At 71.7% G+C, this 24704-nt stretch carries 22 protein-coding genes; 11 read left to right on the plus strand and 11 right to left on the minus strand.

Annotation, left to right across the window (positions count from 1 at the left end; translation table 11 throughout):
• Positions 1 to 62 precede the first annotated feature (62 nt).
• The gene (locus GA0070618_RS00440) at positions 63 to 1007 is read left to right on the plus strand and encodes a hypothetical protein (RefSeq protein WP_143740294.1); all 945 of its coding nucleotides are present in this window, start codon (positions 63 to 65) and stop codon (positions 1005 to 1007) included.
• Positions 1008 to 1065: 58 nt separating this feature from the next.
• On the opposite strand, the gene GA0070618_RS00445 is transcribed toward GA0070618_RS00440, so the two are convergent.
• On the minus strand, positions 1066 to 1932 hold the full coding sequence (locus tag GA0070618_RS00445; protein ID WP_088979846.1) for an oxidoreductase: 867 nt from the start codon (positions 1930 to 1932) through the stop codon (positions 1066 to 1068).
• 58 nt (positions 1933 to 1990) lie between these two features.
• Complete coding sequence (locus GA0070618_RS00450) at positions 1991 to 2323, minus strand: nuclear transport factor 2 family protein (protein ID WP_088979847.1); 333 nt, start codon at positions 2321 to 2323, stop codon at positions 1991 to 1993.
• Positions 2324 to 2392: 69 nt separating this feature from the next.
• Here GA0070618_RS00450 and GA0070618_RS00455 point away from each other — a divergent pair, with 69 nt between their 5' ends.
• Positions 2393 to 3100 carry a TetR/AcrR family transcriptional regulator gene (locus tag GA0070618_RS00455; protein WP_088979848.1) on the plus strand — a complete coding sequence of 236 codons (708 nt, stop codon included), beginning with the start codon at positions 2393 to 2395 and terminating at the stop codon, positions 3098 to 3100.
• A gap of 148 nt (positions 3101 to 3248) precedes the next feature.
• On the opposite strand, the gene GA0070618_RS34450 is transcribed toward GA0070618_RS00455, so the two are convergent.
• Complete coding sequence (locus GA0070618_RS34450) at positions 3249 to 3662, minus strand: hypothetical protein (protein WP_231931549.1); 414 nt, start codon at positions 3660 to 3662, stop codon at positions 3249 to 3251.
• On the opposite strand from GA0070618_RS34450, the gene GA0070618_RS34455 reads away from it, so the two are divergent.
• The gene (locus GA0070618_RS34455) at positions 3661 to 4146 is read left to right on the plus strand and encodes a sulfotransferase family protein (RefSeq protein ID WP_231931550.1); all 486 of its coding nucleotides are present in this window, start codon (positions 3661 to 3663) and stop codon (positions 4144 to 4146) included. The two genes, GA0070618_RS34450 and GA0070618_RS34455, sit on opposite strands and share 2 nt — an antisense overlap.
• Positions 4147 to 4165: 19 nt before the next feature.
• On the opposite strand, the gene GA0070618_RS00465 is transcribed toward GA0070618_RS34455, so the two are convergent.
• Positions 4166 to 4828, minus strand: a complete 663-nt coding sequence (locus GA0070618_RS00465) for a DinB family protein (protein WP_197701708.1) — start codon at positions 4826 to 4828, stop codon at positions 4166 to 4168.
• A gap of 290 nt (positions 4829 to 5118) precedes the next feature.
• Here GA0070618_RS00465 and GA0070618_RS00470 point away from each other — a divergent pair, with 290 nt between their 5' ends.
• Together GA0070618_RS00470 and glgB are read left to right on the plus strand one after the other, a co-directional pair.
• Entirely contained in the window at positions 5119 to 7212 is a 2094-nt protein-coding gene (locus tag GA0070618_RS00470; protein WP_088979849.1) for an alpha-1,4-glucan--maltose-1-phosphate maltosyltransferase, read from the plus strand.
• Positions 7200 to 9305: a 1,4-alpha-glucan branching protein GlgB gene (gene glgB, locus GA0070618_RS00475; protein ID WP_088979850.1), complete on the plus strand. Its 2106-nt coding sequence runs from the start codon at positions 7200 to 7202 to the stop codon at positions 9303 to 9305. The genes GA0070618_RS00470 and glgB overlap by 13 nt, the downstream gene beginning before the upstream one ends.
• 91 nt (positions 9306 to 9396) lie before the next feature.
• Here the strand turns inward: glgB and GA0070618_RS00480 are convergent, their stop codons facing one another.
• A complete protein-coding gene (locus tag GA0070618_RS00480) occupies positions 9397 to 9993 on the minus strand; it encodes a hypothetical protein (protein WP_088979851.1) in 597 nt (198 codons plus the stop codon).
• A gap of 772 nt (positions 9994 to 10765) precedes the next feature.
• On the opposite strand from GA0070618_RS00480, the gene GA0070618_RS00485 reads away from it, so the two are divergent.
• Positions 10766 to 11752, plus strand: coding sequence for an AraC-like ligand-binding domain-containing protein (locus GA0070618_RS00485; protein ID WP_170107842.1), 987 nt, complete (start codon positions 10766 to 10768; stop codon positions 11750 to 11752).
• Between the two features lie 65 nt (positions 11753 to 11817).
• On the opposite strand, the gene GA0070618_RS00490 is transcribed toward GA0070618_RS00485, so the two are convergent.
• From GA0070618_RS00490 to GA0070618_RS00500, 3 genes are all read right to left on the minus strand, one after another.
• Complete coding sequence (locus GA0070618_RS00490) at positions 11818 to 12339, minus strand: peptidoglycan-binding domain-containing protein (protein WP_143740293.1); 522 nt, start codon at positions 12337 to 12339, stop codon at positions 11818 to 11820.
• Positions 12340 to 12474: 135 nt separating this feature from the next.
• The gene (locus GA0070618_RS00495; RefSeq protein ID WP_231931551.1) at positions 12475 to 14523 is read right to left on the minus strand and encodes a family 10 glycosylhydrolase; all 2049 of its coding nucleotides are present in this window, start codon (positions 14521 to 14523) and stop codon (positions 12475 to 12477) included.
• A 60-nt stretch (positions 14524 to 14583) separates the two neighbouring features.
• On the minus strand, positions 14584 to 15630 hold the full coding sequence (locus tag GA0070618_RS00500) for an App1 family protein (RefSeq protein WP_088985179.1): 1047 nt from the start codon (positions 15628 to 15630) through the stop codon (positions 14584 to 14586).
• Between the two features lie 137 nt (positions 15631 to 15767).
• Between GA0070618_RS00500 and GA0070618_RS00505 the strand changes: the two genes are divergently transcribed.
• The 4 genes from GA0070618_RS00505 (at position 15768) to GA0070618_RS00520 (ending at position 20216) form a co-directional block, all read left to right on the plus strand.
• Entirely contained in the window at positions 15768 to 17363 is a 1596-nt protein-coding gene (locus GA0070618_RS00505) for an ArnT family glycosyltransferase (protein WP_088979854.1), read from the plus strand.
• A 146-nt stretch (positions 17364 to 17509) separates the two neighbouring features.
• Entirely contained in the window at positions 17510 to 18307 is a 798-nt protein-coding gene (gene yaaA / locus GA0070618_RS00510) for a peroxide stress protein YaaA (RefSeq protein WP_088979855.1), read from the plus strand.
• 153 nt (positions 18308 to 18460) lie between these two features.
• On the plus strand, positions 18461 to 19126 hold the full coding sequence (locus GA0070618_RS00515) for a hypothetical protein (protein WP_088985180.1): 666 nt from the start codon (positions 18461 to 18463) through the stop codon (positions 19124 to 19126).
• 136 nt (positions 19127 to 19262) lie between these two features.
• Positions 19263 to 20216, plus strand: coding sequence for a TAXI family TRAP transporter solute-binding subunit (locus tag GA0070618_RS00520; RefSeq protein ID WP_414467591.1), 954 nt, complete (start codon positions 19263 to 19265; stop codon positions 20214 to 20216).
• Positions 20217 to 20247: 31 nt separating this feature from the next.
• Here GA0070618_RS00520 and GA0070618_RS00525 read toward each other — a convergent pair whose 3' ends face one another.
• Complete coding sequence (locus GA0070618_RS00525) at positions 20248 to 21750, minus strand: sensor histidine kinase (protein WP_088979856.1); 1503 nt, start codon at positions 21748 to 21750, stop codon at positions 20248 to 20250.
• A 7-nt stretch (positions 21751 to 21757) separates the two neighbouring features.
• Entirely contained in the window at positions 21758 to 22414 is a 657-nt protein-coding gene (locus tag GA0070618_RS00530) for a response regulator transcription factor (protein ID WP_088985182.1), read from the minus strand.
• A gap of 376 nt (positions 22415 to 22790) precedes the next feature.
• Here GA0070618_RS00530 and GA0070618_RS00535 point away from each other — a divergent pair, with 376 nt between their 5' ends.
• On the plus strand, positions 22791 to 23324 hold the full coding sequence (locus tag GA0070618_RS00535) for an acyltransferase (RefSeq protein WP_088979857.1): 534 nt from the start codon (positions 22791 to 22793) through the stop codon (positions 23322 to 23324).
• Positions 23325 to 23420: 96 nt separating this feature from the next.
• Here the strand turns inward: GA0070618_RS00535 and GA0070618_RS00540 are convergent, their stop codons facing one another.
• Complete coding sequence (locus tag GA0070618_RS00540; RefSeq protein WP_088979858.1) at positions 23421 to 24704, minus strand: nucleotide sugar dehydrogenase; 1284 nt, start codon at positions 24702 to 24704, stop codon at positions 23421 to 23423.

Raw genomic sequence — 24704 nt, forward strand, 5'->3', positions numbered from 1 at the left:
CCTGCACTTGGCGATCTCTGAGGCACCCGGCCTCAGGTCGTCGGGAGTCCGGGGAGGACGACATGCGGTTCGCTAGACGACTGACGCTTTCGGTCGCGATGGTTCTCAGCCTTCTGGTCCTGTCTGGGCAGCCGGCCCAGGCCGCCTACTACAACACGTACAGCGACATTGCCAGCACACCCGACACAGGATGCTGCACCGGGGTACAGGGCTTCGCCGCCGGAGCCACCTACCTCTACTCGGTCAAGACGCGCACCAACTACGACGACGTCTCCGTCATCTACCGTGTCCACAAGGACACCGGCGCGCGAGTGGTGATGACGAACGGCACCAACAACACGTCGACCAACACCTGGCTCGGGCACGCGAACGACATGACGATCGTCGACATCGACGGGAAGCACCACATGTTCGTGGTCACCATGAAGTCGAGCGGCGCGCAGCTCGTCAGGCTCCGCTACGACGGCACCACCTACTACCACGCCGGGTCGTACCAAATTCGTCTCAACGGGGCTGTGGCGACACCGTCCGGGATCAATCGGGTCTCGGTCAGCAGCAGCGCGATCACGTTCATGTTCAAGAGTGGCAGGACGATCTACAACGGCAGTCTCCCGCTGCGCGCCAGCTCCGGGACCATCGACCTGACGAAAGCGTTCACCTTGCAGGTCGAGGGTGCCCTCGTCAACGGTGCCACCGTGCCCGACCTGGGGACCTTCGTCAACCAGGGGTTCTTCTACGACGCGTCCAAGAAGGTTCTCTACTACCCACTGACCAAGGACAACCGCAGCATCGTGCTTGTCTACCGGAATGTGTCGCCGACTACGACAGGGACCGCGCCTGCGGCCACCGACCTCTCCTTCCGCATCACGTCCTCGGCGTACTCGTCCAAGTTCGAGATCGAAGGCGTGGGAATCAGCGGAGGCAGACTGTACTTCAACACCAACCGGGCGAACTCAAGCGGCGCGTACGACGGGGTCCATGTGTTCAACGGCTACGTCGCGGCCTAGCTGTACTCCACCGTCATGCCACCAGCGAAGGTCCCGAGCACGGACCCCGGCGGGGCGGTCACCTGCGGGTGCCCGTCCCGGTGTCCGCCGCGACCGGGAAGTCCGCGCCCCGGCTGACCGCCTCGTCCGCCCGCAGCTCGGCGAGCATGGCCTCCAGGTTGTCCGCCACCCGGTCGTACCCCGCGCTGCCCAGCACCAAGCGCCTCGGGGCCTGGCCGCGGTCGACCGCCGCGACCACGGCCTCGACGCCACGCACGGGATCGCCGGGCTGCCGGCCGTTCTGTTCGATCATGCTGGCCCGCACGGTCGCCAGCATCGACCGGTACTCCTCGACGCCCTCCTCGACCGGCTCGTCGGCGAAGCCGGCGTAGGCCCGGGTGCGGAAAGCGCCGGGCTCCACCGCGAGCACCCTGATGCCGAACGGCGCGACCTCCTGCCGCAGCACCTCCGTCAGCCCCTCGACGGCGAACTTCGCCGCCGTGTAGAAACCGAATCCGGGTACACCGACCAGGCCGGCAACCGAGGACATGTTGACGATGCAGCCGGCGCGCCGGGCCCGCATCCCGGGCAGCACGGCGCGCGTCACCCGTAGCACCGAGAAGAAGTTCAGTTCGAACATGTTGCGTACGGCGGCCTCGTCCATTCCCTCGACCGAGCCGTACCAGCCGCGTCCGGCGTTGTTGACCAGCACGTCGATGCTCCCGAAGCGCCGTTCGGCCGCCGCCACGGCCAGCCGGATCTGCTCGGCGTCGGTGACGTCCAGGGGCAGGACGAGCGCGTCGTCGCCGTGCCGCGCCGCCCAGTCGCGCAACTCGTCGGGGCGCCGCGCGGTCAGCACCACCCGGTCGCCACGGCCGAGCACGACGTCCGCGTACGCCATACCGAAGCCGCCCGGGGTGCCTCCGGTGATGAACCAGGTCCTCATGACTTCCTTCCCGATTCCCTTCCTGAAACGGTTCGCCGGTCCTGGGGAGCGGAGGGCGTCAGGGTGCGATCTCCAGCTGGCTGATCCGGTCGCCGGAGAGCGTGAACCGCCAGATCAGGTCGGCCGTACCGCCTGGGAAGTTCCCCTCGATGCGGCCGCTGACCAGGAAGGCGTCCGCCCCGGCCGGCTCCACCCGGCGCAGCTCGGTCGTGTACTCGTACCGCGACGCCGGCCCCTCCTGCCAGGCCCGGATCTCCGACCGGCCGCGCCGGGTCTCGTTCTCGTCGACTACCACCGCGTCCTCGGTGAACAGGCCGACGACGCGCTCGACGTCGCGACTCGCACTCGCGTCGAAGTAGTCCCGGATGACGCTGGGAACTGCCGCGTCCATGTCTCTCCCCCTCTGCCGCTATACACGCTACACAGCATAGTGTAGCGCTACATGAGTTACCATAGCGCTATGCCTCGTCGTGCGCTGAGCGGTAATGCCCGGGACCGTCTCCTCCTGGCCGCCGCCGAGCTGATGGACAGCTCCGGCGACCGTGACGTGTCGACCCGGGCGGTCTGCGAGCGCGCCGGGGTGCAGGCGCCGACGCTCTACCACCACTTCGGCAGCAAGCAGGGCCTGATCGACGCGGTGATCAACCACGGCTTCAGCCAGTACGTCCACTCGCCGCGGCCCTCCGGCGACACCCGGGACGCGCTGGACGACATCCGCCGGGGCTGGGACGAGCACGTCCGGTTCGGACTGGAACATCCGACCTTCTACGCCCTGCTCTACGGGCGGGTCGAGCCCGGCCGACCCTGCGCCATCACCGCGCCCGCCCACGCCATGCTGCGGGACCTGCTGGGCGCCGCCGCGCGCCAGGGGCTGCTACGGGTACCGGTCGACGACGCGGCCGAGCAGATCCTCGCAGCCAACGTCGGCGTCACCCTCAGCCTGATCACGCAGCCCGAGGAGGCGCGCGACCCGGGCCTCTCGAATCGGGTGCGGGAGGCCGCACTCGCCGGCGTCCTCGACACCACCGCGCGCGGTGAGTCCCCGGCGGCGACCCGCGCCAGCACCGCGCTGGCGCTGCGGACCCTGCTGGAGCAGGATTCGACCGGGCTCACCGCCGGGGAGCACGCGCTCCTCGGCGAGCTGCTGGACCGCCTCGGGCGCTCCTGAACCGTGCCGGTCCGGCCCGGGGAGGCTGTCATCTTCAGAGGCCTACGAAGGGGATATGGCTTGCCCAGGCGCCGGACGGCGAGTTTGACTGCTCGCCATGCCTACCCCCTCACCGGTCTTCGTCGCGGGTACGGGTCGTTCGGGAACGTCACGGATCGCCAACATCATCGGCGAGCATCCGCTGATCCATCGGATTCCCATGGAGACCAGGTTTCTCGTCGACCCGGGTGGCCTGCGGGACCTGACCGACGCGCTCACCGATCGATACGACCCCACCGTCGGTGAGGACGCCCTGCACCGGCTGGGCGACGTTCTCACCGTAAGGGTGCCCGGCCGGCGAGACGATCGTGGCAAGACCGTTCCCGAGCTGGTCGGCGAGGAGCGCTACCGGGACGCGGTGCACCAGCTCTGGCCGCAGCTGATCGCGTACACGTACGACGAGCCTGCGCCCGCGGAGGGCTTCGGGAACGCCGACCGGCCGGCCGGGCCGTTCGAGCCGTCGGCGGGTGGTTCCCCGGCATTTCGGCGACCGGGGCGAACTGCTCGGGATCCTCCGTGGCATGGTCGACACCCTGTTCGGCGGAGCAGCCGCCGACGCGGGCAAGCCGACCTGGTGCGAGAAGACACCGTTCAACCTGCTGTGCATGGACTTCCTCTGGGAACTGGTCCCCGAGGCGACCATCGTGCACATCAAGCGTCACCCGGTCTCAGTGCTCGCGTCCCACCTGGCCCAGCCGTGGGCACCGTCCACCGTCGACGGCGCGCTCGCCTACCTCAAGCCGATCTACCACCGATGGCTGACCTGGAAGAACACGGTCGACCTGACGGGCAGGCGATACATCGAGGTGAAAGCGGAAGATCTCGCAGCCGACTGGCCCGGGCAGCGCCGTGCCCTGTTCGAGCGGCTCGACGTCGACGACTTCGCCACCCCTTCGACGTTCCAGTCGCACCGGCTGACGAACCGCAGCCACCAGTTCGACGGCGAAACCCGCAAGTTCGTCGAAGAAGCACTCGGCACGGTCATCCCGGCCATGGGATACGAGTGACGGCCGCCTTGGAGCACATTCACGCCAGGCCGTGCTCCTGAGCGTCGAGGTCGCGTAGCGTGAAGCGAAGGTGCTCCCACTCCTCATCGAGGATCACGTGGAGACAGTGCAGGACCGGCTCCTCGTGGTCGGGTGACCACGCGGTCGGCCGAGGCTCGGCGAGCAGCTCCGGCGTGACGCCCGCGAGGAAATCCCGGACCATGGCCTGCCGCCCGGCACGCAGATCGAGCACCTCGGCGAGACTCGGCCGCCCGGCGGCAAAAATCGACATGTCGTATCCATCCGTCTCGTACTCGGCGTGCGGCTGCCCGAGCGGATGGAAGGGCTGCGGCAGGCGCAGGATCGCCTTTCCGAGCCATGCGTCGGTGGCGAACACGAGGTGCCGCAGGGTCTGCGCGAACGACCACTCGCCACCGACCGTGACGTCGGCAGCGCCCTCGGGCATGGACTCGACCCGGTCGACCGCAGCCTCCCAGGCCCGTTCGAGCGCCGCCCACGCCGTACGCAGGCCGTCGGGATCCTCGGCGTGCCGCAGCTCGCGCCCGGGAAACCGCCGGTTGAGTTCGACCTCGACGAGCGGCACGACGTCGACCCCGTTGATCAGCAATGGGCCGTCCGCCAGCCACGGCGCATCGATGTCGAGCCCGCGCACGTCGACGCCGCGCATCACCGCGCCGGCCAACGTCGACCTGTTGAACCACGCGCCCCGCAGGTCCCTGTCGACGAACGTGGTGACGTCTTCCTGTGCCACGACGCTTCCCTCCCGTTGACGCTCGCGGCGATGCTAGCGAGCGGGTCCGACACCGGATGCCGCAACGCGGCCAGCCCGAGGTCACGAACGCTCCGGATCTGGTGATCGAGAGAGCCCGCCGGGGTACGACCTGGCGCGTCCTGCCGTACCGGTGGCCACGCAAGTCGACGACAGGAGCGCTCGGCCGAGCGCGAAGGGATCTCGCGCAGTAGGTTGACGGGGTGACTGGACGGTTCCCGATCGAAGACATCACCCCCTCGGTGGCCTGCGGTCGCTACCCGGCCAAGGCGGTCGTCGGCGAGGTGGTGCCGGTGTCCGCCCGCGCGTACCGGGAGGGGCACGACGCGCTGGGCTGCGCGGTGCGCTGGCAGGGCCCCGACGGGCGGGAGCGCCCGGCGGTGCGGATGCGTCCCGGCGAGCCGGGGCAGGACCGCTGGCACGCCACCATCCGCCCGGACGCGGTCGGCCGCTGGACGTTCACCGTCGAGGCGTTCGCCGACCCGTACCTGACCTGGCAGAACGCGGTGACGAAGAAGATCGCCGCCGGGCAGGGGGCCGAGGACCTGGCGAACGACCTGGCCGAGGGAGCCCGGGTGCTCGACGCCGCCGCGACCGCCGTACCACGAAACGAGCGCGACCGGATCCGGGCCGCCGCTGCGGCGCTGCGCGACGAGGAGCTGCCGGTGCCGCGCCGGGTGGCCCCGGCCCTGGAGCTGGCCGAGCTGCTCTGGGAGCATCCGGTCCGCGAGCTGGTCACCCCGGCCGACGAGTACGCCCTCTGGGTGGACCGGCCCCGCGCGCTCTTCTCCGCCTGGTACGAGTTCTTCCCCCGCTCCGAGGGGGCGATCCCGGCGACGGTCGACGCGCCCGCCCAGTCCGGCACCTTCGTGACCGCGATGGAGCGGCTGCCCGGGGTCGCCGCGATGGGCTTCGACGTGCTCTACCTGCCGCCGATCCACCCGATCGGCCGGGTCAACCGCAAGGGTCGGAACAACACCCTGGTCGCCGGCCCGGACGACGTCGGCTCGCCGTGGGCGATCGGCGCGGCCGAGGGCGGCCACGACGCCCTCCACCCCGACCTGGGTACGCCGGAGGACTTCCGCGACTTCATCGCCGCCGCCGCCGACGTGGGCCTGGAGGTGGCGATGGACCTGGCGTTGCAGTGCGCGCCGGACCACCCGTGGGTGACCGAGCACCCGGAGTGGTTCACCACCCGGGCCGACGGCACGATCGCGTACGCGGAGAACCCGCCGAAGAAGTACCAGGACATCTACCCGCTGAACTTCGACAACGACCCGGAGGGCATCCGGGCGGAGATCCTGCGGGTGGTGCTGCACTGGGTCGGCGAGGGCGTGAAGATCTTCCGGGTCGACAACCCGCACACCAAGCCGGTCGACTTCTGGTACTGGCTGATCGCCGAGGTGAAGAAGGCCGACCCGGACGTGCTCTTCCTCGCCGAGGCGTTCACCCGGCCGGCGATGATGCACGGACTCGGCAAGATCGGTTTCACCCAGTCGTACACGTACTTCACCTGGCGGACGACGCCGGCCGAGATGCGGGAGTACTGCGAGGAGCTGGTCGCCTCGGTCGACTGGATGCGGCCGAACTTCTGGCCCAACACCCCGGACATCCTGCACGAGACGTTGCAGCACGGCGGCCCGCCGATGTTCAAGATCCGGGCGGTGCTGGCGAGCCTGCTCTCCCCCTCCTGGGGCATGTACGCCGGCTACGAGCTGTTCGAGCACGAGGCCCGTCCCGGCGCGGAGGAGTACCTCGACAACGAGAAGTTCGAGCTGCGGCCCCGGGACTGGGCCGGCGCGCAGGCGCAGGGCCGGTCGCTCGCGCCGTTCATCGCCACGCTCAACCGGGTCCGTCAGGAGAACCCGGCCCTGCACCAGCTCCGCAACCTGGTCTTCCACGAGATCGACAACCCGACGCTGCTCTGCTGGTCGAAACGCGACCCGGACACCGGGAACACCGTGCTGGTGGTCTGCTCGTTCGACTCGCGGAGCGTGCAGTGGGGCAACACCACCCTGGACATGCCCGCCCTCGGCCTCGACTGGCACGACCGCTTCACCGTGCACGACGAGCTGACCGGGGCCACGTACGAGTGGGGGCAGCGCAACGCCGTCCGGCTCGACCCGTTCCTGCAACCCGCGCACGTGTTCACAGTGCGGCGTCCCGCTCCCGTCGAGCCCACGCCGACCTCCCCCACCGCCCCCACCGAGCTGACCGTCGAGGCGGTTCCGGACGATCTCTCCGGCGGCACCGCACCGGTCGCCCCCGCTGACAAGGATGTGGAATGGACCAGTTGATCGCCGGTGTGGCCCACGATCCGCACGCCGTGCTGGGCGCGCACCCCGCCGACGGGCGCACCACCATCCGGACCCTGCGCCGGGGCGCGGCGGAGGTGACCCTGCTGGCCGACGGGGCACGGCACCCGATGCGCCGGGTGCACGACGTGGGCGTGTTCGAGGCGACCGTCCCGGGCACGGTGCTCGACTACCGGGTCGAGGTGGACGGCATCGCGCACGACGACCCGTACCGCCATGCCCCCACCCTGGGTGAGCTGGACCTGCACCTGATCGGCGAGGGCCGGCACGAGCGGCTCTGGGAGGCGCTCGGCGCGCGGGTCACCGACGCCGGGGTGGCGTTCGCGGTGTGGGCCCCGAACGCCAAGGGGGTCCGGCTGGTCGGCGAGTTCACCGGCTGGGGCCCGGACGACGGCTGGCCGATGCGCTCGCTCGGGTCGAGCGGCGTGTGGGAGCTGTTCGTCCCCGGGGCAGGCGTCGGGCAGCGGTACAAGTACCGCATCCTCGGTGCCGACGGGCACTGGCGGGACAAGGCCGACCCGATGGCCGCGTACGCCGAGGTGCCGCCGGCCACCGCCTCGGTGGTGCACCGCTCGACGTACGTGTGGACCGACGCGGCCTGGCTGGAGCGCCGGGCGAAGCGGCAGCCGCACCAGGAGCCGATGAGCGTGTACGAGGTGCACCTCGGTTCCTGGCGGCCCGGCCTCGGCTACCGGGAACTGGCCGAGCAGTTGACGGCGTACGTCACCGACCTGGGCTTCACGCACGTGGAGTTCCTGCCGGTGATGGAGCACCCGTTCGGTGGTTCCTGGGGCTACCAGGTCACCGGCTACTACGCCCCGACGTCCCGGTTCGGTGACCCGGACGAGTTCCGCCACCTGGTCGACACCCTGCACAACGCCGGGGTCGGCGTGCTGCTGGACTGGGTGCCGGCCCACTTCCCCAAGGACGAGTGGGCCCTCGCCCGGTTCGACGGCACCCCGCTCTACGAGCACCCCGACCCGCGTCGCGGCGAGCACCCCGACTGGGGCACGTACGTCTTCGACTTCGGCCGCCGCGAGGTGCGCAACTTCCTGGTCGCCAACGCGCTCTACTGGCTCGACGAGTTCCACGTCGACGGGCTGCGGGTCGACGCGGTGGCGTCCATGCTCTACCTGGACTACTCGCGCGGCGAGGGGCAGTGGGAGCCCAACAGGTACGGCGGCCGGGAGAACCTGGAGGCGATCGCCTTCATGCAGGAGGTCAACGCCACCGTCTACAAGCACCACGCCGGGGTGGTGATGATCGCAGAGGAGTCCACCGCCTGGCCCGGCGTGACCCGACCGACCAGCGACAACGGGCTCGGCTACGGGTTCAAGTGGAACATGGGCTGGATGCACGACACCCTGCTCTACACCTCGAAGGACCCGGTCTACCGGCAGCACCACCACCATCAGCTGACCTTCTCGCTCGCGTACGCCTTCAGCGAGAACTACGTGCTGCCGATCAGCCACGACGAGGTGGTGCACGGCAAGGGCTCACTGGTCGGCAAGATGCCCGGCGACACCTGGCAGAAACTGGCCAACGTACGCGCGCTGCTGGCGTACATGTGGGCACACCCCGGCAAGCAGCTCCTCTTCATGGGCTGCGAACTGGGCGACGAACGGGAGTGGAGCGAGGAACGCGGCCTCGACTGGTACCTCCTGCACGACCCCGCGCGGGCCGGCGTGCAACGACTGGTCAAGGACCTGAACACGGTCTACCGGGACACCCCGGCACTCTGGGCGCAGGACACCGAGCCGGCCGGCTTCCGCTGGATCGCCGGAGACGACGTCGCCAACAACACCGCCTCCTTCATCCGGATCGCCCCGGACGGCTCCACCCTGGTCTGCGTGGTCAACTTCTCCGCCCGCCCGCTGCACGACTACCGGATCGGCCTGCCAGCCGGCGGCACCTGGACGGAGATCATCAACACCGACGCCCACCACTACGGCGGGTCCGGTGTCGGCAACCTCGGCACGGTACGAGCGGAGTCCGTCCCCTGGCACGGGTTGCCCGCGTCTGCCGCCCTCCAGGTCCCCCCACTCGGCGCGATCTGGCTCCGCCCGACCGGCTGATGAGTCGAAGCGTCAGCAATACACCCGCGTGAACGATGACGGTGCGAGACCCGGAAGGGCTTCGCACCGTCATCGTCTGGCCCCTGGCCGGCTATTCCGCCGGCAGAATGTGCACGATGATCACCTGGGTGTCCTTGCTGCCGTCGAAGCGCAGGTCGTAGTTCACCTCAAGTCCTGTGCTGGTGCCGCTGGTGATGGAGAAGTCGCTCCGCATTCTCGGATCGGCGCTCGCCGAACTGATCCAGCCCTCGGCGGGGTCGCTGTCGATTCCGTACTTCTGCACTCCGTCGCGGATCAGCGCGAAGAACTCGTCGGCCGATGACGCAGTCAGGAAGTAGGTCACCTGGCTGAAGTCGGGACGGGCGTCGGTGGTGTTGAAGCGGATGCGGTCTGTGCGGGCTTCGATCGTTCCCTTGGGCGCGGCGATGCTCAGGGCGATCTTGCCTTCGCGTCGGGTGTTGATCTCCGGGCCGTAGCTGCTGTCGGTCAGCCCGACCGCCGCCTTCGTCAGCTTGCCGCTGCGCAGGTCCAGCCGGGCCCGGAGCTCGCTGCGGATCCTCTCGACGCCTGCGGCATCCAGCGCGGAGAACTCCGACGAGCTCACCGTACGTGATGGAAGGGCTGGTTCAGCGGGCCGTGAGAACTGGCAGGCCGCCAGGGCGATGCACGCCGCGGCGGCGAGCGCCACCGAGGCAGGACGGCGGGTGCGCGGACGGCTCCCCCGCCGTTGGGTGAACGTGCCGGGCTTGCCGCGGCCCCGGACCCTGTGCGTCGGCGAAACGACGGCTCCGATGAGACTCCCGAACATGATCTCCCCCGAGTGAGTGTGCGCATCTCCCGCAGTACAAGAAGCTACAAAGCGTGATCCAGGATGAACCCGTGATCATCATCAACGGCTTCTGACAGGTCGGACCGGACCCTGGTCTACGGCTAAGACCTGGACGAGTGTCTCCCGTGCTCTCGGGCACGGCAAACGCCAGGGGCGGCGGCAGCGGGCGGTGACAGGACCCGGTCTACCGGCAGCACCACCACCATCAGCTCACCTTCTCCCTGGCATACGCCTTCAGCGAGAACTACGTACTGCCGATCAGCCACGACGAGGTGGTACACGGCAAGGGCTCACTGGTCGGCAAGATGCCCGGCGACACCCCGGGCCGGTCGCGGAACGCCGCGGCAGGCCCTCGGGACTTGCTCCTCGCTGTCCCGCACACCGTGGTGGGAAACGGCCCCACTGAGGGCCGTTTCCCACCACGATCAGCGCGGTAGCAGGGGCGGGACGGGGTGGAGGCAACGAAGGCGGCGCACGGCTGCCGCAGGATCAATGGGGTCGGACGACGGAAATCCCATGTTCGGCTCAGACGCACCGCGCCAGCTTCCACAGCTGTCAAGCTTCCGACATACCGCATTTTGCTGAGGCTCGCAAAACAATCTGGCCAATGCCTCCAATTTATACTCATAAAATGATCTATTCGGATCTCACTAGCCAGGACGTGCCCGCTGCGGAGCGTTTCGACTGGTGGCGCGAATGGACCCGACAGTCGGTGATACCCACGGCGATCGCCCGCGACAGCGACAGCGATTTCCACGCGCGATGCCGGATGGTCAGCCTCGGTGCGGTCGAGGTGATGCGCCACGAGTTCCAATCAATCAAGTACCACCGCAACCGGCGGCTGATCCGGCAGTCCGACCCAGAGAAGATCCACCTGTCACTCAGCCTGAGCGGTCGTCTGGGCTTGGCCACCGGTGGCCGGGAAAGCCTCATCAGGGGTCACGAATTCGTTCTCTACGACAGTTCCCGGCCACTCGGCGGCTGGGTGTCGGGAGATGACGGCGACATAGCCGCCCACATCCTGATCAACATTCCACGGACGCGGCTGCCACTGCCCGCCAGGCTGATCGACCAACTCGTCATCACGCCTATGCCGGCCCACCACGGAGTAGGGGCCCTGCTCGCCACCTACCTCACCACGCTGATCCGGCACGCCGACCGGTACCGGCCCGCCGACGCCCTCCGGCTGTCCACCGTCACCGCCGACCTGGTCACCACCCTCTGCGCCCACCACACCGACACCGAGTCCGCCGTGCCGGTCGACAGTCGGCACCGGGTGCTCCAGGCCCGGATCCACGACTTCGTCCGACGCCGGCTCGGTGACCCCGAACTGACCCCCGGCATGATCGCCGCCGCGCACCACATTTCCCTGCGCCATCTGCACAAGCTCTTCCACGACCAGGGCATGACGGTCGCCGGCCGGATCCGTGAACTTCGGCTCGAACACTGCCGCAGCGACCTCGCTGACCCGTTCCTGCGCGACCGCCCCGTCCACGCGATCGCCCGCCGCTGGGGCTTCACCAACACTGCCCACTTCGCCCGGCTCTTCCGCGCCACCTACGGCACGCCGCCGGGCGAATACCGGCACACCGCGCTACCGCCCACGACGGCCGGCTGAGGGCGGACACGGGAGCTGCGGCCGACCCACGAGGAGATCGACCGCAGCTTCGGCGCGCAGGGCATTCAGCTACACGCGCTGAAGGTCGCGTCGTTGTACCAGAGCGTCTTGAGCTCGTTGCCGATGTACATCCCCCACCGGCCGTTGTCGACCCGGGTGAAGGTCACGTACCGGCTGCCGTACGCGCCGTCGTAGGTGATCCGGTTGCCCGAACCAGCACTCCCGGAGAGGCTCAGGCTGGCGACGAAGAGGGTGTTCTCGCCGACGATGCCGTCGCCTGCGAGGTTGTTGCCCTTCTGCCAGGCCACCGTGGCGCTGTGCGTACCCGGCCCGAACCGGCAGTCGATGTCCGCCGTCGACGACAGCCTCCCGTCAGCCCAGAGGATGGCCTGCCACATCGCCGCCACGTTGCTGTGGGCGTACGCCGACTGGGAGATTGGCCCCTCGTCATCCCAGTCGTCCCTCCAGTCTCCCGTGCCGTGGACGACACCGCCGCTCGCGCTGGCGTGGGCGGGCATGGGCGACAGGCCGAGACTGCCGAGGACGAGAAGTGCCGCCAGTGCGGCGCTCTTCATACGCAGTGACATCCCTGATCCCTTCTCCGTGACGGTAGGCAACCGGCCAGCGGGGTCGCGGCTCGGTGATGACCAGGTTGCCGGCCGACGGTCAGGGAGTCATTGACGGTCAGCGCATTGCCGATGACGATGCGTGCACGGTCGCGGTCAGACGCGGGTGATCCGTACCGCGTCGGCGACGACGTAGCCGGTGGTGGCGGTCCAGCGGCTCACCCCGACCACCTGCCGGGTGCCCGCCGCCAGCTGATAGTTGCCCAACGTCCGCCACTGGCCGCCGCCGCTGCGCTGATCGACGGTGACCGTGACGTTGCCGGTGCTGGTGGCCACCAGGTGCGGGGTGGCGCTGTTGTAGCCGGGGTCGGCCGGGTACCAGACCTCCACCCGGTAGGTGCCGGACGCCGGGATCGTCGCGCTGAACCAGGCCACGTCGCTGACCGACTGCGGGTTGGCGAACCGGTAGTTCGTACCGTGCCGGGTGGTCAGGAACGTCGAGGTGCCCCAGTTGGCGCTGGCGGTGAAGCCGCCCGAGGTGGCGTTGTCCACGATCACGCTGAACGTGCCGGAGCCGTCGCCGGGCACCGTCCGGGCCGCGCTCGGCGCGCTCTCGTGGTGCAGCCGGTGCAGCGCGGTGGCCAGGTACCGGTAGGTGCTGCCGGCCGCCGCCGTGGTGTCGAGCCAGGTGCCGGTGGCCCCGGAGGCGCGGACGGTCGCGATCAGGTGCCGGCTGTCGGTCAGCGCGCAGGCGTCCACCGGGCCGTCGCCGGGGAGGCGGTACACCGCGTACCCGGTGGTGGTGCCGGTGGTCGGACGCTGCCAGGTCAGGGTGACCCCGCCGCTGGACCGCGTCGCGGAGCTCAGGGTCGGCGCGCCGGGCGCGGACCCACCCCGGACCAGCGGTACGGGCAGCAGCGCCGGCCGGCTGTAGTGGTCGGCGACCACCCGGGCCATCGCGCCGATCCGGTTGGCGCGGACGTCCTTGGCGCTGAAGTGGATGTCCCCGACCACCTGCGGGTGGCTGCGGTTGAGGGTGAAGTGGCTGGTCAGCTCGCCGGCGTTCTGCCAGGCCGGGTCCTGGCCGGACGCGCCGGAGCGGTAGGTGGCCTGCCCGACGACGAGTTGCACGTTCGTTCCGGTGGTCACCTGCGACCACCAGCGGACGAGTTCGGCGTAGTCGGCGGCGGGGTGCCCGATGTGCCAGTAGATCTGCGGGGCGATGTAGTCGACCCAGTTCTGCTTGACCCACCGGCGGGTGTCGGCGTAGATCGCGTCGTAGGACTGGAGTCCGCTGGTGCGGGAGCCGAGTGGGTCGGTGCTGGCGTTGCGCCAGATGCCGAACGGGCTGATCCCGAAGCTGACCCAGGACTTCGCCGCGTGGATCTTCTGGCCCATCTCCTGGACCAGCAGGTTGACGTTGTTGCGCCGCCAGTCGTTGATGTTGCTGAACCCGGCGCCGTACTGGGCGAAGGTGTCCTGGTCGGGGAAGCTCACCCCGCTGACCGGGTACGGGTAGAAGTAGTCGTCCCAGTGCACGCCGTCGATGTCGTAGCGGCTGACCGCGTCCATCATGGCGTCCTGCACGAAGGCCCGTACCGCCGGGATGCCCGGGTTGTAGTAGAGCTGGCCCCCGTAGGTCTCCACCCAGCTCGGGTTGCGCCGGGCCGGGTGGGTGCTCACCAGCCGGCTGAGGTCGGCGTGGTTGGCGACCCGGTACGGGTTGAACCAGGCGTGGAACTCCAGGTTGCGGGCGTGCGCCTCGGCGACCATGAACGCGAGGGGGTCGTAGCCCGGGTCCCGGCCCTGGGTGCCGGTGAGCCAGTGCGACCACGGCTCGTACGACGAGGGCCAGAACGCGTCGGCGGTGGGCCGGATCTGCACGACGACCGCGTTCATCCGGTTGCGGACGGCCAGGTCGAGCCAGGACCGGTACTCGGCCTTCTGGTCGGCGACGGTGAGCCCGGTGCGGCTGGGCCAGTCCACGTTGGCGACGCTGGCGATCCACATGCCCCGGAACTGCCGCTTCGGGGTGGCCGGGTCGACGGGACAGTCCGCCTGCGCGGCCACTGGGACGACGGGGGTCGGCGTGGACGTCGGCTGGGGCGTCTGCGCGAGCAGACCCGCGCCGACGAGCAGCGCCGCCACCAGCGCGGTACGGACGAGGGTCGGGATGCGCACAGCCACCATGAAGAAGATATTCATCTATGCGAGTCGGTTGCGCAAGTATCCTTCAGCGAACCTCGCCCGACGGCCCGTCTCGGCTCAGACCAGGCCGGTCTGGCGGAGCAGCTTCCACAGCCCCGCGCCGTCCGGCGCGGAGAGCCACTTCTGCCCCACCGGCCCGGACGACGACTCGTGCCCGGCCAGCGGCGCCGGGAGCGTACCCGCGAGCACCGACTGGGTCGGCGAGAGGCGGCGGATCGCCACGCCCGCCACGTTGGCCGGGTGGCCGGCGGCGAACTCCCGGTAGATCTCCTGGTCGTGCTGGCCGTCATCGCCGACCAGCAGCCACCGCACGTCGGGGAACTCGCTCGCCAGCCGGGCCAGGGTGGCCCGCTTGTGCTCCATGCCGCTGCGGAACCACCGGTCGTGGGTGGGCCCCCAGTCGGTCAGCAGCAGCGGCCCGGCCGGGTAGAGGTGCCGGGAGAGGAACCGGGTCAGTGTCGGCGCGACGTTCCACGCGCCGGTGGAGAGGTAGAAGACCGGCGCGCCGGGGTGCGCGGTGACCAGGCGTTCGTAGAGCACCGCCATGCCGGGCACGGCGGTGCGGGCGTGCTCGTCGAGGACGAAGGTGTTCCACGCGGCGAGCAGCGGTCGGGGCAGCGCGGTGACCATCACCGTGTCGTCGATGTCGGAGATGATGCCGAACCGGACCTGCGGGTCGAGGATGCGCACCGGCGCCTCCACCGGCTCGGCGTCCGGCATGCTCAGCCGTACCGACCCCCACCCCGGGGGCAGGTCGGCCTCGACCACCGTGTTGATGAAGCCGCTGCGGTCGGCACACGCCTCGTGGCGGACTCCCCCGGCCTCGATCGTGACGGTCACCCGCTTCGCCGGCAGGGTGGCGAAGCTGCGCCAGCCGCGCACCTTCTCCAGCCGCCCCCGCTTGCGGTTGTCCGCCCGGCCGAGCAGCACCCGGCACATCACCCGCACCCAGCCCGGGGCGCCGTACCCGGTGTAGGCGATGATGTTGGTCTGCCAGCCGGTGCGGCGCAGCCGGCGTTCCACCAACCGGTGCACGGCGTCTTCGATCCGGGCGGCGCGGTGCAGGGCGGGTACGGCGAGCTGGCCGGCGGGTGGCGTGGACACGCTGCCACCCTGCCACACCCGCCGGGACACGGCCACGCGAGCGATCAACAACTCTGCCACCTGCGCCGATCCGCCTCCCCCGCCCCGGCGGGCGTGAAACACTTTCCGTCGCAGGGCGGCGACGGGGGCGTTCGGCGATGGCGCGAGGCGTACGACGGTGGGTTCCGGCGCTGGACCGGCCGGCGCTGGTCGCCCTGCTGCTCGGCGCCGCCGGGGTGGTCTACCGACTGGTGCTGATTCTGCACACCGTCCCCGCCGGCAACAGCGACGAGGCGACCTTCGGTCTGGTCGCGTTGCACGTCGCACAGGGCCGCGCGCACCCGGTCTTCCTCTACGGGCAGCGGTACATGGGGGTGCTGGAGTCGTACCTGGCCGCGCCGCTGGTCGCCGTGGCCGGGCCGTCCTGGACGGCGCTGCGGCTGCCCCTGCTGGCGCTCTACGCCCTGTTCGTCTGGCTGATGTACCGGTTGACCCGGCGGGTCTTCTCGCCCTGGTTCGCGGTGCTGGTGGTCGGTCTGCTGGCGCTCGGCACGGAACGGGTGGTCCGGGACCAGATGACCGCGGTGGGTGGGCGGCCCGAGGTGAAGGTGGCGGTGGCGGCCATGCTGCTGCTCGTGGTCGGGCTCGCCGAGCGCACGGTCCGGCACCGCCGGCTCGCCGTGGGCCTGTTCGGGCTGCTGGCCGGGGTGGCCACCTGGTCGGACTGGCTGATCGTGCCGTACCTGGCGGTGGCCGGCCTGGCCCTGGTGTACGCGCTGCGCCGGGAGCTGTTCGGGTGGGCGGCGGTGCTGCTGGCGGCCGGTTTCGCCGTCGGGGTGTTCCCGATGCTCTGGGACAACCTCACCGCCCCGCCGGGGCAGGACTCGCTCTCGGTGTTCCGCCAGGTCGACGCGACCGGCGGTCCCCCCGGCCCGCTGGTCGGCCGGGTCGTCGGCGGGTTCACCGAGGGGGTGCCGCTGGCCAGCGGGCTCTGCCCGGCCGGGGGCTGCGCCCGCTGGCAGGAGTGGTTCGGCCTGCTCTACCCGGTGCTGCTCGCGCTCGCCGCCGGGCTCGCGCTGGCCGCGCTGCGCCGCCGGGCCACCCATCCGGTCCGGCCGGTCGTGCGGCTCGCCCTGGTCGCCGGGGCGGCGTTGACCCTCGTCGGGTACGTGCGCAGCCCGCTGGCCGCCGCCGACCCACTGGCCAGCGCCCGGTACCTGTCGGTGCTCCAACTGTCGCTGCCGGCGGTGCTCTGGCCGCTGTGGGTGGCGGCGGTGGGCTGCTGGCGGGGCACCACGGGGGCGGTCGGACGGCTCGCCGGGGCCACCGCCACCGCCGTACTGGCCGCGCTGGCCGCCACCGCACTGGTGGCGACCGGCCTGTTCGCGGTCGGCACCGCCGACATCCGCGCCGAGGAACGGCAGGCCCGCCGGATCGCCGAGGTGCTGCGCGGCAGCGGTCCCCACCACGTGTACGGCGACTACTGGACCTGCCACCGGCTGACCTTCACCACCGCCGAGGAGGTGCTCTGCGGGGTGCTCGACGACCGGCTGCACCCGGGGCAGAACCGCTATCCGGCGTACTGGCGGGCGGTGGCGCGCGCCGAGCGGCCCGGGTACGTGCTGCGGGCCGGCTCGGCGGCCGAGCGGCGGCTGACCGAACTGCTCGCCGCAGACGGCATCCCGGCCACGGTCACCGAGGTCGGCGACTACCGGGTGTACCACCCGGCCACCGCGGTGCGTCCCTGGCGGTGAGCGCCCGGGTGACCGTCGCGTCGGTGCGCCGCGTTGTCCGCTGCCACGCACAGGCGCCCCGGTGCGCCGCTGTCCGTCGCCGCCGGTGGGCGCCCGGATAGGCTCGCCCGGCCAGCGTCCCACCGGCCCGCAAGGGGTGCCTTCCGATGCTCATCCTGTTGCCGCCCTCCGAGCGCAAGGCCGACGTCCGCGCCGGGCGGCGGCTCGACCTGACCCGCCTCAGCCTGCCCGAGCTGAACCCGGCCCGGGAACGGGTGCTGGACGCGCTGGTCGCCGTCGCCACCACGCCGGACACCGACGTCGCGCGGGAGGTGGTGCTCACCAGCGCCCAGCGGGAGGACATCGCCCGGAACGCGCGGCTGCGCCGGGCCGCCACCGCCCCGGCGGCGGCGCTCTACACCGGGGTGCTCTACGAGGCGCTGGACCTGGCCACGCTCCCCGCGCCGGCCCTGCGGGCGGCCCGCCGGCAGGTGCTGGTCGCCTCCGGGCTCTGGGGCGCGGTACGCCTCACCGACCGCATCCCGCCGTACCGGTGCCCGATGCCGCTGACCCTGCCCGGCCCGGGGGCGCTGGGCGCGTACTGGAAGCGGGCGCTGGCACCGGTGATGGAGTCGACGGCGGCCGACGGCCCGATCCTCGACCTGCGCTCCGCCGCGTACGCCGCGACCTGGACGCCCCGGGGCGACCTGGCCCGACGGACGGTGACCGTGCGGGTGCTGCACGAGCGGGAGGTCGACGGGGTGGTGACCCGTTCCGTGGTGAGCCACTTCAACAAGGCGACCAAGGGCCGGCTGGTCCGTGACCTGCTCACCGCCGGGATCCGCCCGCGCGACACGGACGAGTTGCTGACCGCGCTGCGCGACCTGAAGTACACGGTGCTGGAGGAGGAGCCGGACGCGCCTGGCCGGACGCGCCGCGTCGACGTGGTGGTCACCCGGCTCTGACCGGCGGTGTCCCGGGAGCCGGCCCGGTCCTCGACGGGTCCGTCCGGACGCACGGCAACGCAAATTTTGCTCAAGGCTTGCGCCGATCGGTACCGCGCGGGCCCCGCACCGTCCACGGTAGGGATACCCCGACGAGTGGAGGAGCGGTCCCCGATGGAAACCACCCTGCTCGACCGGCCCCGGACCACGGCGCACCCGCCGCCGCTGGACTGGCCGACCGTGGCCGACGCCTTCGAGGTTGCCTGCCTGCTGCGCTGCATGCCCCTGCCGGCGGGCCCCCGGGGCCGGCATCCCGGTGAGCCGTACCGGAGCACCGTCGAGTTCAACCGTGAGGACGCCGCGCTGCGCATGCGGCAGTTGCTCGGCCGGCTCGGCGTCCCGGTCGAACACGAGATCACCGTCGGCGGGTTGCGCCGCCGCTTCGAGCTGCACCGGCTGCGGGTGCCCGCGTCGGGCCAGGCCGCGTACACGACGTTGCTCGACAGCGGGTGGCGGCAGGGCCGGCGGGAACTGCTCGGCGGGCCGGTGCCCGGCGCGTCGGCGGCCCGGCGGGTGTGGCGGTCCCGGCTGGCCACCGCCGCCTGGCGGTCCGCCCTGCTGGCCGGTGGCCGGCACGTCCGCCGGCACATCCTCGGGGTGCGTCTCACCGACCGGGAGCTGGCCGCCGTCCTGGTCCGGGGCGCCGCCCTGCTGGAGGTTCCGGCCACGCTCCGCCCCGGAGCCGGCTGCTTCGTGGTGAGCGTCGCCGACGGGGCGGACCGCAACCGGATCCTGGAGAGCGCCAGCCTGCACCCCACCCAGGCCGGGGACGCGTCCTAGCGGCCCCGGCGCTGGCCCCGCCGGCCGCCGTCGAGGTGGCGCCCGGCGACCGGGAGCCGCCCTGACGGCAGTGCCGAACGCGGCGGTGGGTTGCCAACCGGGGGTGTCCCGGCGCAGAGTGCTGCCTGTGAACGGCGTGCCCTCCACCTCCGGTCGGCGGCCGGCCGTCGCCCTCGCGCTACTGGCCGTGCTGGTCGGTGCGGCCATGCCGGCGTTGGCCGCCTGCCGCGACGAGACCGTCGAGCCGATCCGCATCCGGATCGCCACCGGCAGCCCCACCGCCGTCTACCACGCCTTCGGCGAGTCGCTGGCGACAATCCTGAACCGGGAACTGCCCGGGGTGCAGGCCAGCGTGGTGGTGACCGCCGCGTCGGCGGAGAACGTCCACCTGGTCGCGACCGGCTCGGCGGAGCTCGGTTTCACCCAGGCCGACGTCCTCTCCGGGGCCCCGAACGCCCACCCCGGCGTGGTGGCGGTGGCCCGGGTCTACGACGACCTGCTGCACCTGGTCACCACCGCCGGGTCGCCGGTCCGGACCCTGGCGGACCTGCGCGGCCGGCGGGTGTCGGTGGGTGCCCCCGGCTCCGGCACCGGGATCACCGCCGGCCGGCTGCTCGACGTGGCGGGGCTGGACGGCGGCGTGGTGCGGCGGGAACGGCTCGGCCTGGACGACTCGGTGTCCGCCCTGCGGGAGGGACGGCTCGACGCGTTCTTCTTCTCCGGCGGCCTGCCGGTACGGGCGATCGAGCAGCTCGCCGGCGCCACCGGCATCCGTCTGGTCGACCTGGGCGAGTGGACCGAGCCGCTGCGCCGCAGCCACCGGGAGGTCTACGTCTCCCGGGACATCCCCAGCTCGGCGTACGGCGCGGACCCGGTGACCACGGTGGCGAACCCGAACTACCTGGTGGTCGGGGCGGACGTGCCGGAGGCGCTGGTACGGGAGGTGACCCGGCTGCTGATGGAACGCCGGGAGGAACTGGCCGCCGCGCATCCGGCCGCCGGCCGGATGAGTGCCCGTTCGGCCATCGCCACCGTCCCGTTGCCCCTGCATCCGGGCGCCGCCGCCTGGTACCGCGAGAACAAGCCCTGACCGAGCCTCCAGCCGGGCCCGAAGGGCAGGCTCAGGTAGCCGCAGGTTTCCGGGGGCCCGGTCGGCCCTCGACGTCCGGCAGGCCGTCCCCGGTCGGCGCCCCCTCCCCCGCCGGCTGGCCGTCGCCCGTCGGGTGGCCGTCGCCGGTCGGGTGGCCGTCGCCGGTCGGCGCGGCCGGGAACCACAGTTCCGCGACCAGGCCCCGGGGCTCGCCCCGGCGCATGGTGAGATGCCCACCGGAGGCGTCCACCAGCACGGCCACGATGGTCAGTCCGAGCCCGGCCCCCTCGACGTTCTGGGCGTCCGGGGCCCGCCAGAACCGTTCGGTCGCCTGTTCGAGCTGGCTGTCGGTCATGCCCGGACCGGTGTCGCGGACCACCACGGTCACCCCGTCCCCGTCCGGCTCGACGTCCACCGTCACCGCGCCGCCGGGACCGCTGAACTTCACCGCGTTGTCGATCAACGCGTCCAGGGCCTGGTCGATGGCGGTCGGCACGGTGAGGGCGTACCGGGGGGCGGAGGCGGCGGTCAGACGCAGCGTGACCGCCCGGCGGCGGGCCAGCGGCTCCCACGCGGTCACCCGGGAGGCGGCCACCGCCACCGCGTCGACGGTGACCAGCCGGTTCTCCTCCCGCTCCGCGCGGGCCAGGGTGAGCAACGCGTCGAGCACCTGGGCCAGCCGGTCGGTCTCCTCCAGGGCGAGCCGGTGCTCGGCCCGCCCCTCCGCGTCGGTCAGGCTCGGCCCCAGCTCCTCCACCCGCAGCCGCAGCGCGGTGAGCGGGTTGCGGAGCTGGTGACTGGCGTGCGCGACGAAGGCCCGCTGGCGGTCCATCACGTCGGAGACCACGTCGGCCATGTGGTTGAAGCCGGCGGCGAGACGACGCAGCTCCGGCGGGCCGAGCCGGTGCTGCACCCGGGCGGTGCGGTCCCCCTCGGCGATCTCGTGGGTCACCGCATCCAACTCGATCACCGGGCGCAGCACCCAACCGGCCAGCCCGAACGCGGTCAGCACGCAGGCCAGCACGGCGAGCAGCCCGATCACCGCGAGCGCGAGCCACCAGGTGGTGACCGCGCGGCGGACCGCGTCGACCGGGCTGGTGGTGACCACCGAACCCAGCACCTCGCCGCCGTCGTTGATCGGCACCGCCACCACGATCGGCCCGTCCACCCAGGGCCAGACCGACTCGGTGCCGGTGAACTGCTGACCGGAGAGCGCGACCCGCAACGCCAGCTCGGTGTCCGGCGACGACCGGTAGCCGGCGGAGACCGCCACCGTCCGCTGTTCCCGGTCGACCACGGCCGCGCTGATGCCGTACAGCTTCTCGTAGCTGGCGAGTTCGCCGTCGAGCTGCCCGGTGCCGCCGCCCCGCAGGGCCGGGCCGGCGAGCGAGGCGAACCGGGTGGCGTCGGCGAGCCGGTCCGCGCGGACCCGGTCGGTCTCCCGGTTGGCCAGGGTCACCGCCAGCGGGGTCTCCAGCGCCACCAGCACCAACGCCATCAGCAGCAGGTAACTGATGACCAGCCGACGGCGCACCGGGCCCTCACTCGCCCCGGAGCCGGTAGCCGACCCCGCGCACGGTCTCCACCAGGCGCGAGTCGCCCAACTTGCTCCGCAACGACCCGACGTGCACCTCGACGGTGTGCCGGTCGGCCCAGGTGGTGCCCCAGACGTCGAGCAGGATCCGCTCGCGTGGCACCACCGTGCCGGGCTGGCGGGCCAGCGAGACGAGGATGTCGAACTCCTTGCGGGTCAGGGTGACCGGCCGGTCGTCGACGGTGACCGTACGGGCGGCCACGTCGATCCGGAGCCCACCGGCGGTGATCCGGTCCGGTTCCGGGGCGGCCCGGGCGGCCCGGCGCAGCACCGCCTCGATGCGCGCCTGCAACTCGACCATGGAGAAGGGCTTCACCACGTAGTCGTCCGCGCCGAGGCGGAGCCCGAGCACCCGGTCCCGCTCCTCGCCCCGGGCGGTGACCGCGATGATGCCGATCTGCGCGCTGCGCCGCCGCAGTTCCCGGCACAGTTCGGTGCCGTCCCCGTCCGGCAGGGTCAGGTCGAGCAGCACCAGGTCGCACGGCGCGGCGGCCAGGGCCGCCGCCACGGTCGCGGCGTGCTCGACCTGGTAGCCCCGCCGGCCCAACGCCGACGACAGGGCCGCCGCCACCCGGCGGTCGTCCTCCACCAGCAGGACCCGCACCCGCACCCCCTCCACCGTTGAGCCCCCGGTCAGCGAATGGTGCCAGACCGGCTGGCCCGGCGACACCCCGGTCGCCACGGCACCGGGCAGGTGGTCGGCGACCGGGGCGCGCACCGGCGGTGGTGGGACGGCCGGTGGGGCGGCCAGCCGCCCGCGTACCGCAGGGACACTCCGCAGGGGCGGCCGTCCGGGTAAGCGTCCGGAGTGGGCGGGGCCGCCGGTTATGCTTCCGGCTGCCGTGGTGCTCCCTGGCGTCCCGCCGGGACCGCGGTGACCGAGCACGCGCGACGACGCCGGGCGGGGTCCGTCCCGCCGGCCGCCGGACGTGCGTCACACCGGCGCGCCCCGCGCCCTGCGAACACTGTGAGTGGAGCTCATGAGCCAAGGAACCGACCAGGTCTTCGTGCACCCGTCCGCCGACGTCGAGGAGGGCGCCCGGATCGGGGACGGCACGAAGGTCTGGCACCTGGCCCACGTCCGGTCCACCGCCCGGATCGGCGGCGGCTGCGTGATCGGCCGCAACGTCTACGTCGACAGCAACGTGGTGATCGGGGACCTCTGTAAGGTCCAGAACAACGTCTCGGTGTACCAGGGGGTGACCCTGGAGGACGAGGTCTTCGTCGGCCCGTGCGCCGTGTTCACCAACGACTTCCGGCCCCGGGCGCAGAACCCGGACTGGCAGATCACCCCGACCGTGGTGCGCCGGGGCGCCTCCATCGGCGCGAACGCCACCCTGATCTGCGGGATCGAGGTCGGCGAGTACGCGATGATCGCCGCCGGCTCGGTGGTGACCCGGGACGTCGCCCCGTACCAGCTCGTCGCCGGCAACCCGGCCCGGCCGAAGGGCTGGGTGAACGAGAAGGGCGAGGTCGTCTCCCGCGACCCGGCCACCCCGCCCGCCCGCGGCTGAGGTGGTAGCAGGGGCCCCTGTTACCGCGGACGGACCCCGACCGGATCGGTCGGGGTCCGTGTCGACCTCGGGTGTGGCGCGGTGGGCCGGTGCGGCTCAGCCGCCGATGACGACGCGCCGGACGTCGGCCCAGCGGGCCGGGTCGGTCACCCGCCGGCCGTCGACCAGCACCCGTACGTCGGGCAGGTCACTGGCGGCCAGCGAACGGTACTCGGCGTGGTCGGCCTGCACGACGGCGGCGGTGACCCGCTCCCCGGAGTACGGGGGCAGGCCGTGCGCGGTCAGCTCCTCAGCGGTGTACATCGGGTCCGAGACGTACGGCCGGGCGCCCCGGGCGCGCAGCGCCTCCACCGTCGGGAAGACCCCGGAGAAGGCGGTCTCCTTGACCCCGCCCCGGTAGGCGGCGCCGAGCACCAGCACCTCTGCGCCGGTGAGGTCGCCGTACGCGGCGGCGAGCAGGTCGACGGCGTAGTCCGGCATCGCCGCGTTCGCCTCACGGGCGGACCGGACCACGGTGGCGGCCGGGTCGTTCCACAGGTACATCCGCGGGTAGATCGGGATGCAGTGCCCGCCGACCGCGATGCCCGGGGAGTGGATGTGGCTGTACGGCTGGGTGTTGCAGGCCTCGATGACCTTGGTGACGTCCACGCCGACGGTGTCGGCGAACCGGGCGAACTGGTTCGCCAGGCCGATGTTGACGTCCCGGTAGGTGGTCTCGGCGAGCTTGGCCAGCTCGGACGCCTCAGCCGAGCCGAGGTCCCACACGCCGTTCGGCTTGCCCAGGTCGGGGCGCTCGTCGAAGTCGAGCACCGACTCGTAGAAGCGCACGCCGTGCGCGGCGGACGCCTCGTCGATGCCACCGACCAGCTTCGGGTAGCGGCGCAGGTCGGCGAAGACCCGGCCGGTGAGCACCCGCTCGGGGCTGAACACCAGGTGGAAGTCCTTGCCGGCGGTGAGCCCGGAGCCCTGCTCCAGCATGGGCGCCCAACGGTTGCGGGTGGTGCCGACCGGCAGGGTGGTCTCGTAGCTGACCAGGGTGCCCGGCTTCAGTCCGGCGGCGATGGCCCGGGTCGCGTCGTCCATCCAGCCGAAGTCCGGCACGCCCTCGGCGTCGACGAACAGCGGTACGACCACCACGACGGCCTCGCTGTCGGCCACCGCGGCGGCGGTGTCGGTGGTGGCCGAGAGGAGACCGGCCGAGACCACCTCCTTGAGCTTGACGTCCAGATCGGTTTCCCCGGGGAACGGCACCGCACCGTCGTTGACCAGGCTGACCACCCGCTCGGAGACGTCGGCACCGAGGACCCGGTGCCCCTTCGTCGCGAACTGCACGGCCAGCGGCAGTCCGATCTTCCCGAGGGCGACGACGCAGATGTTCAT

Origin of the sequence: Micromonospora echinospora, assembly GCF_900091495.1 — a bacterium.
Lineage (GTDB): Bacteria > Actinomycetota > Actinomycetes > Mycobacteriales > Micromonosporaceae > Micromonospora > Micromonospora echinospora.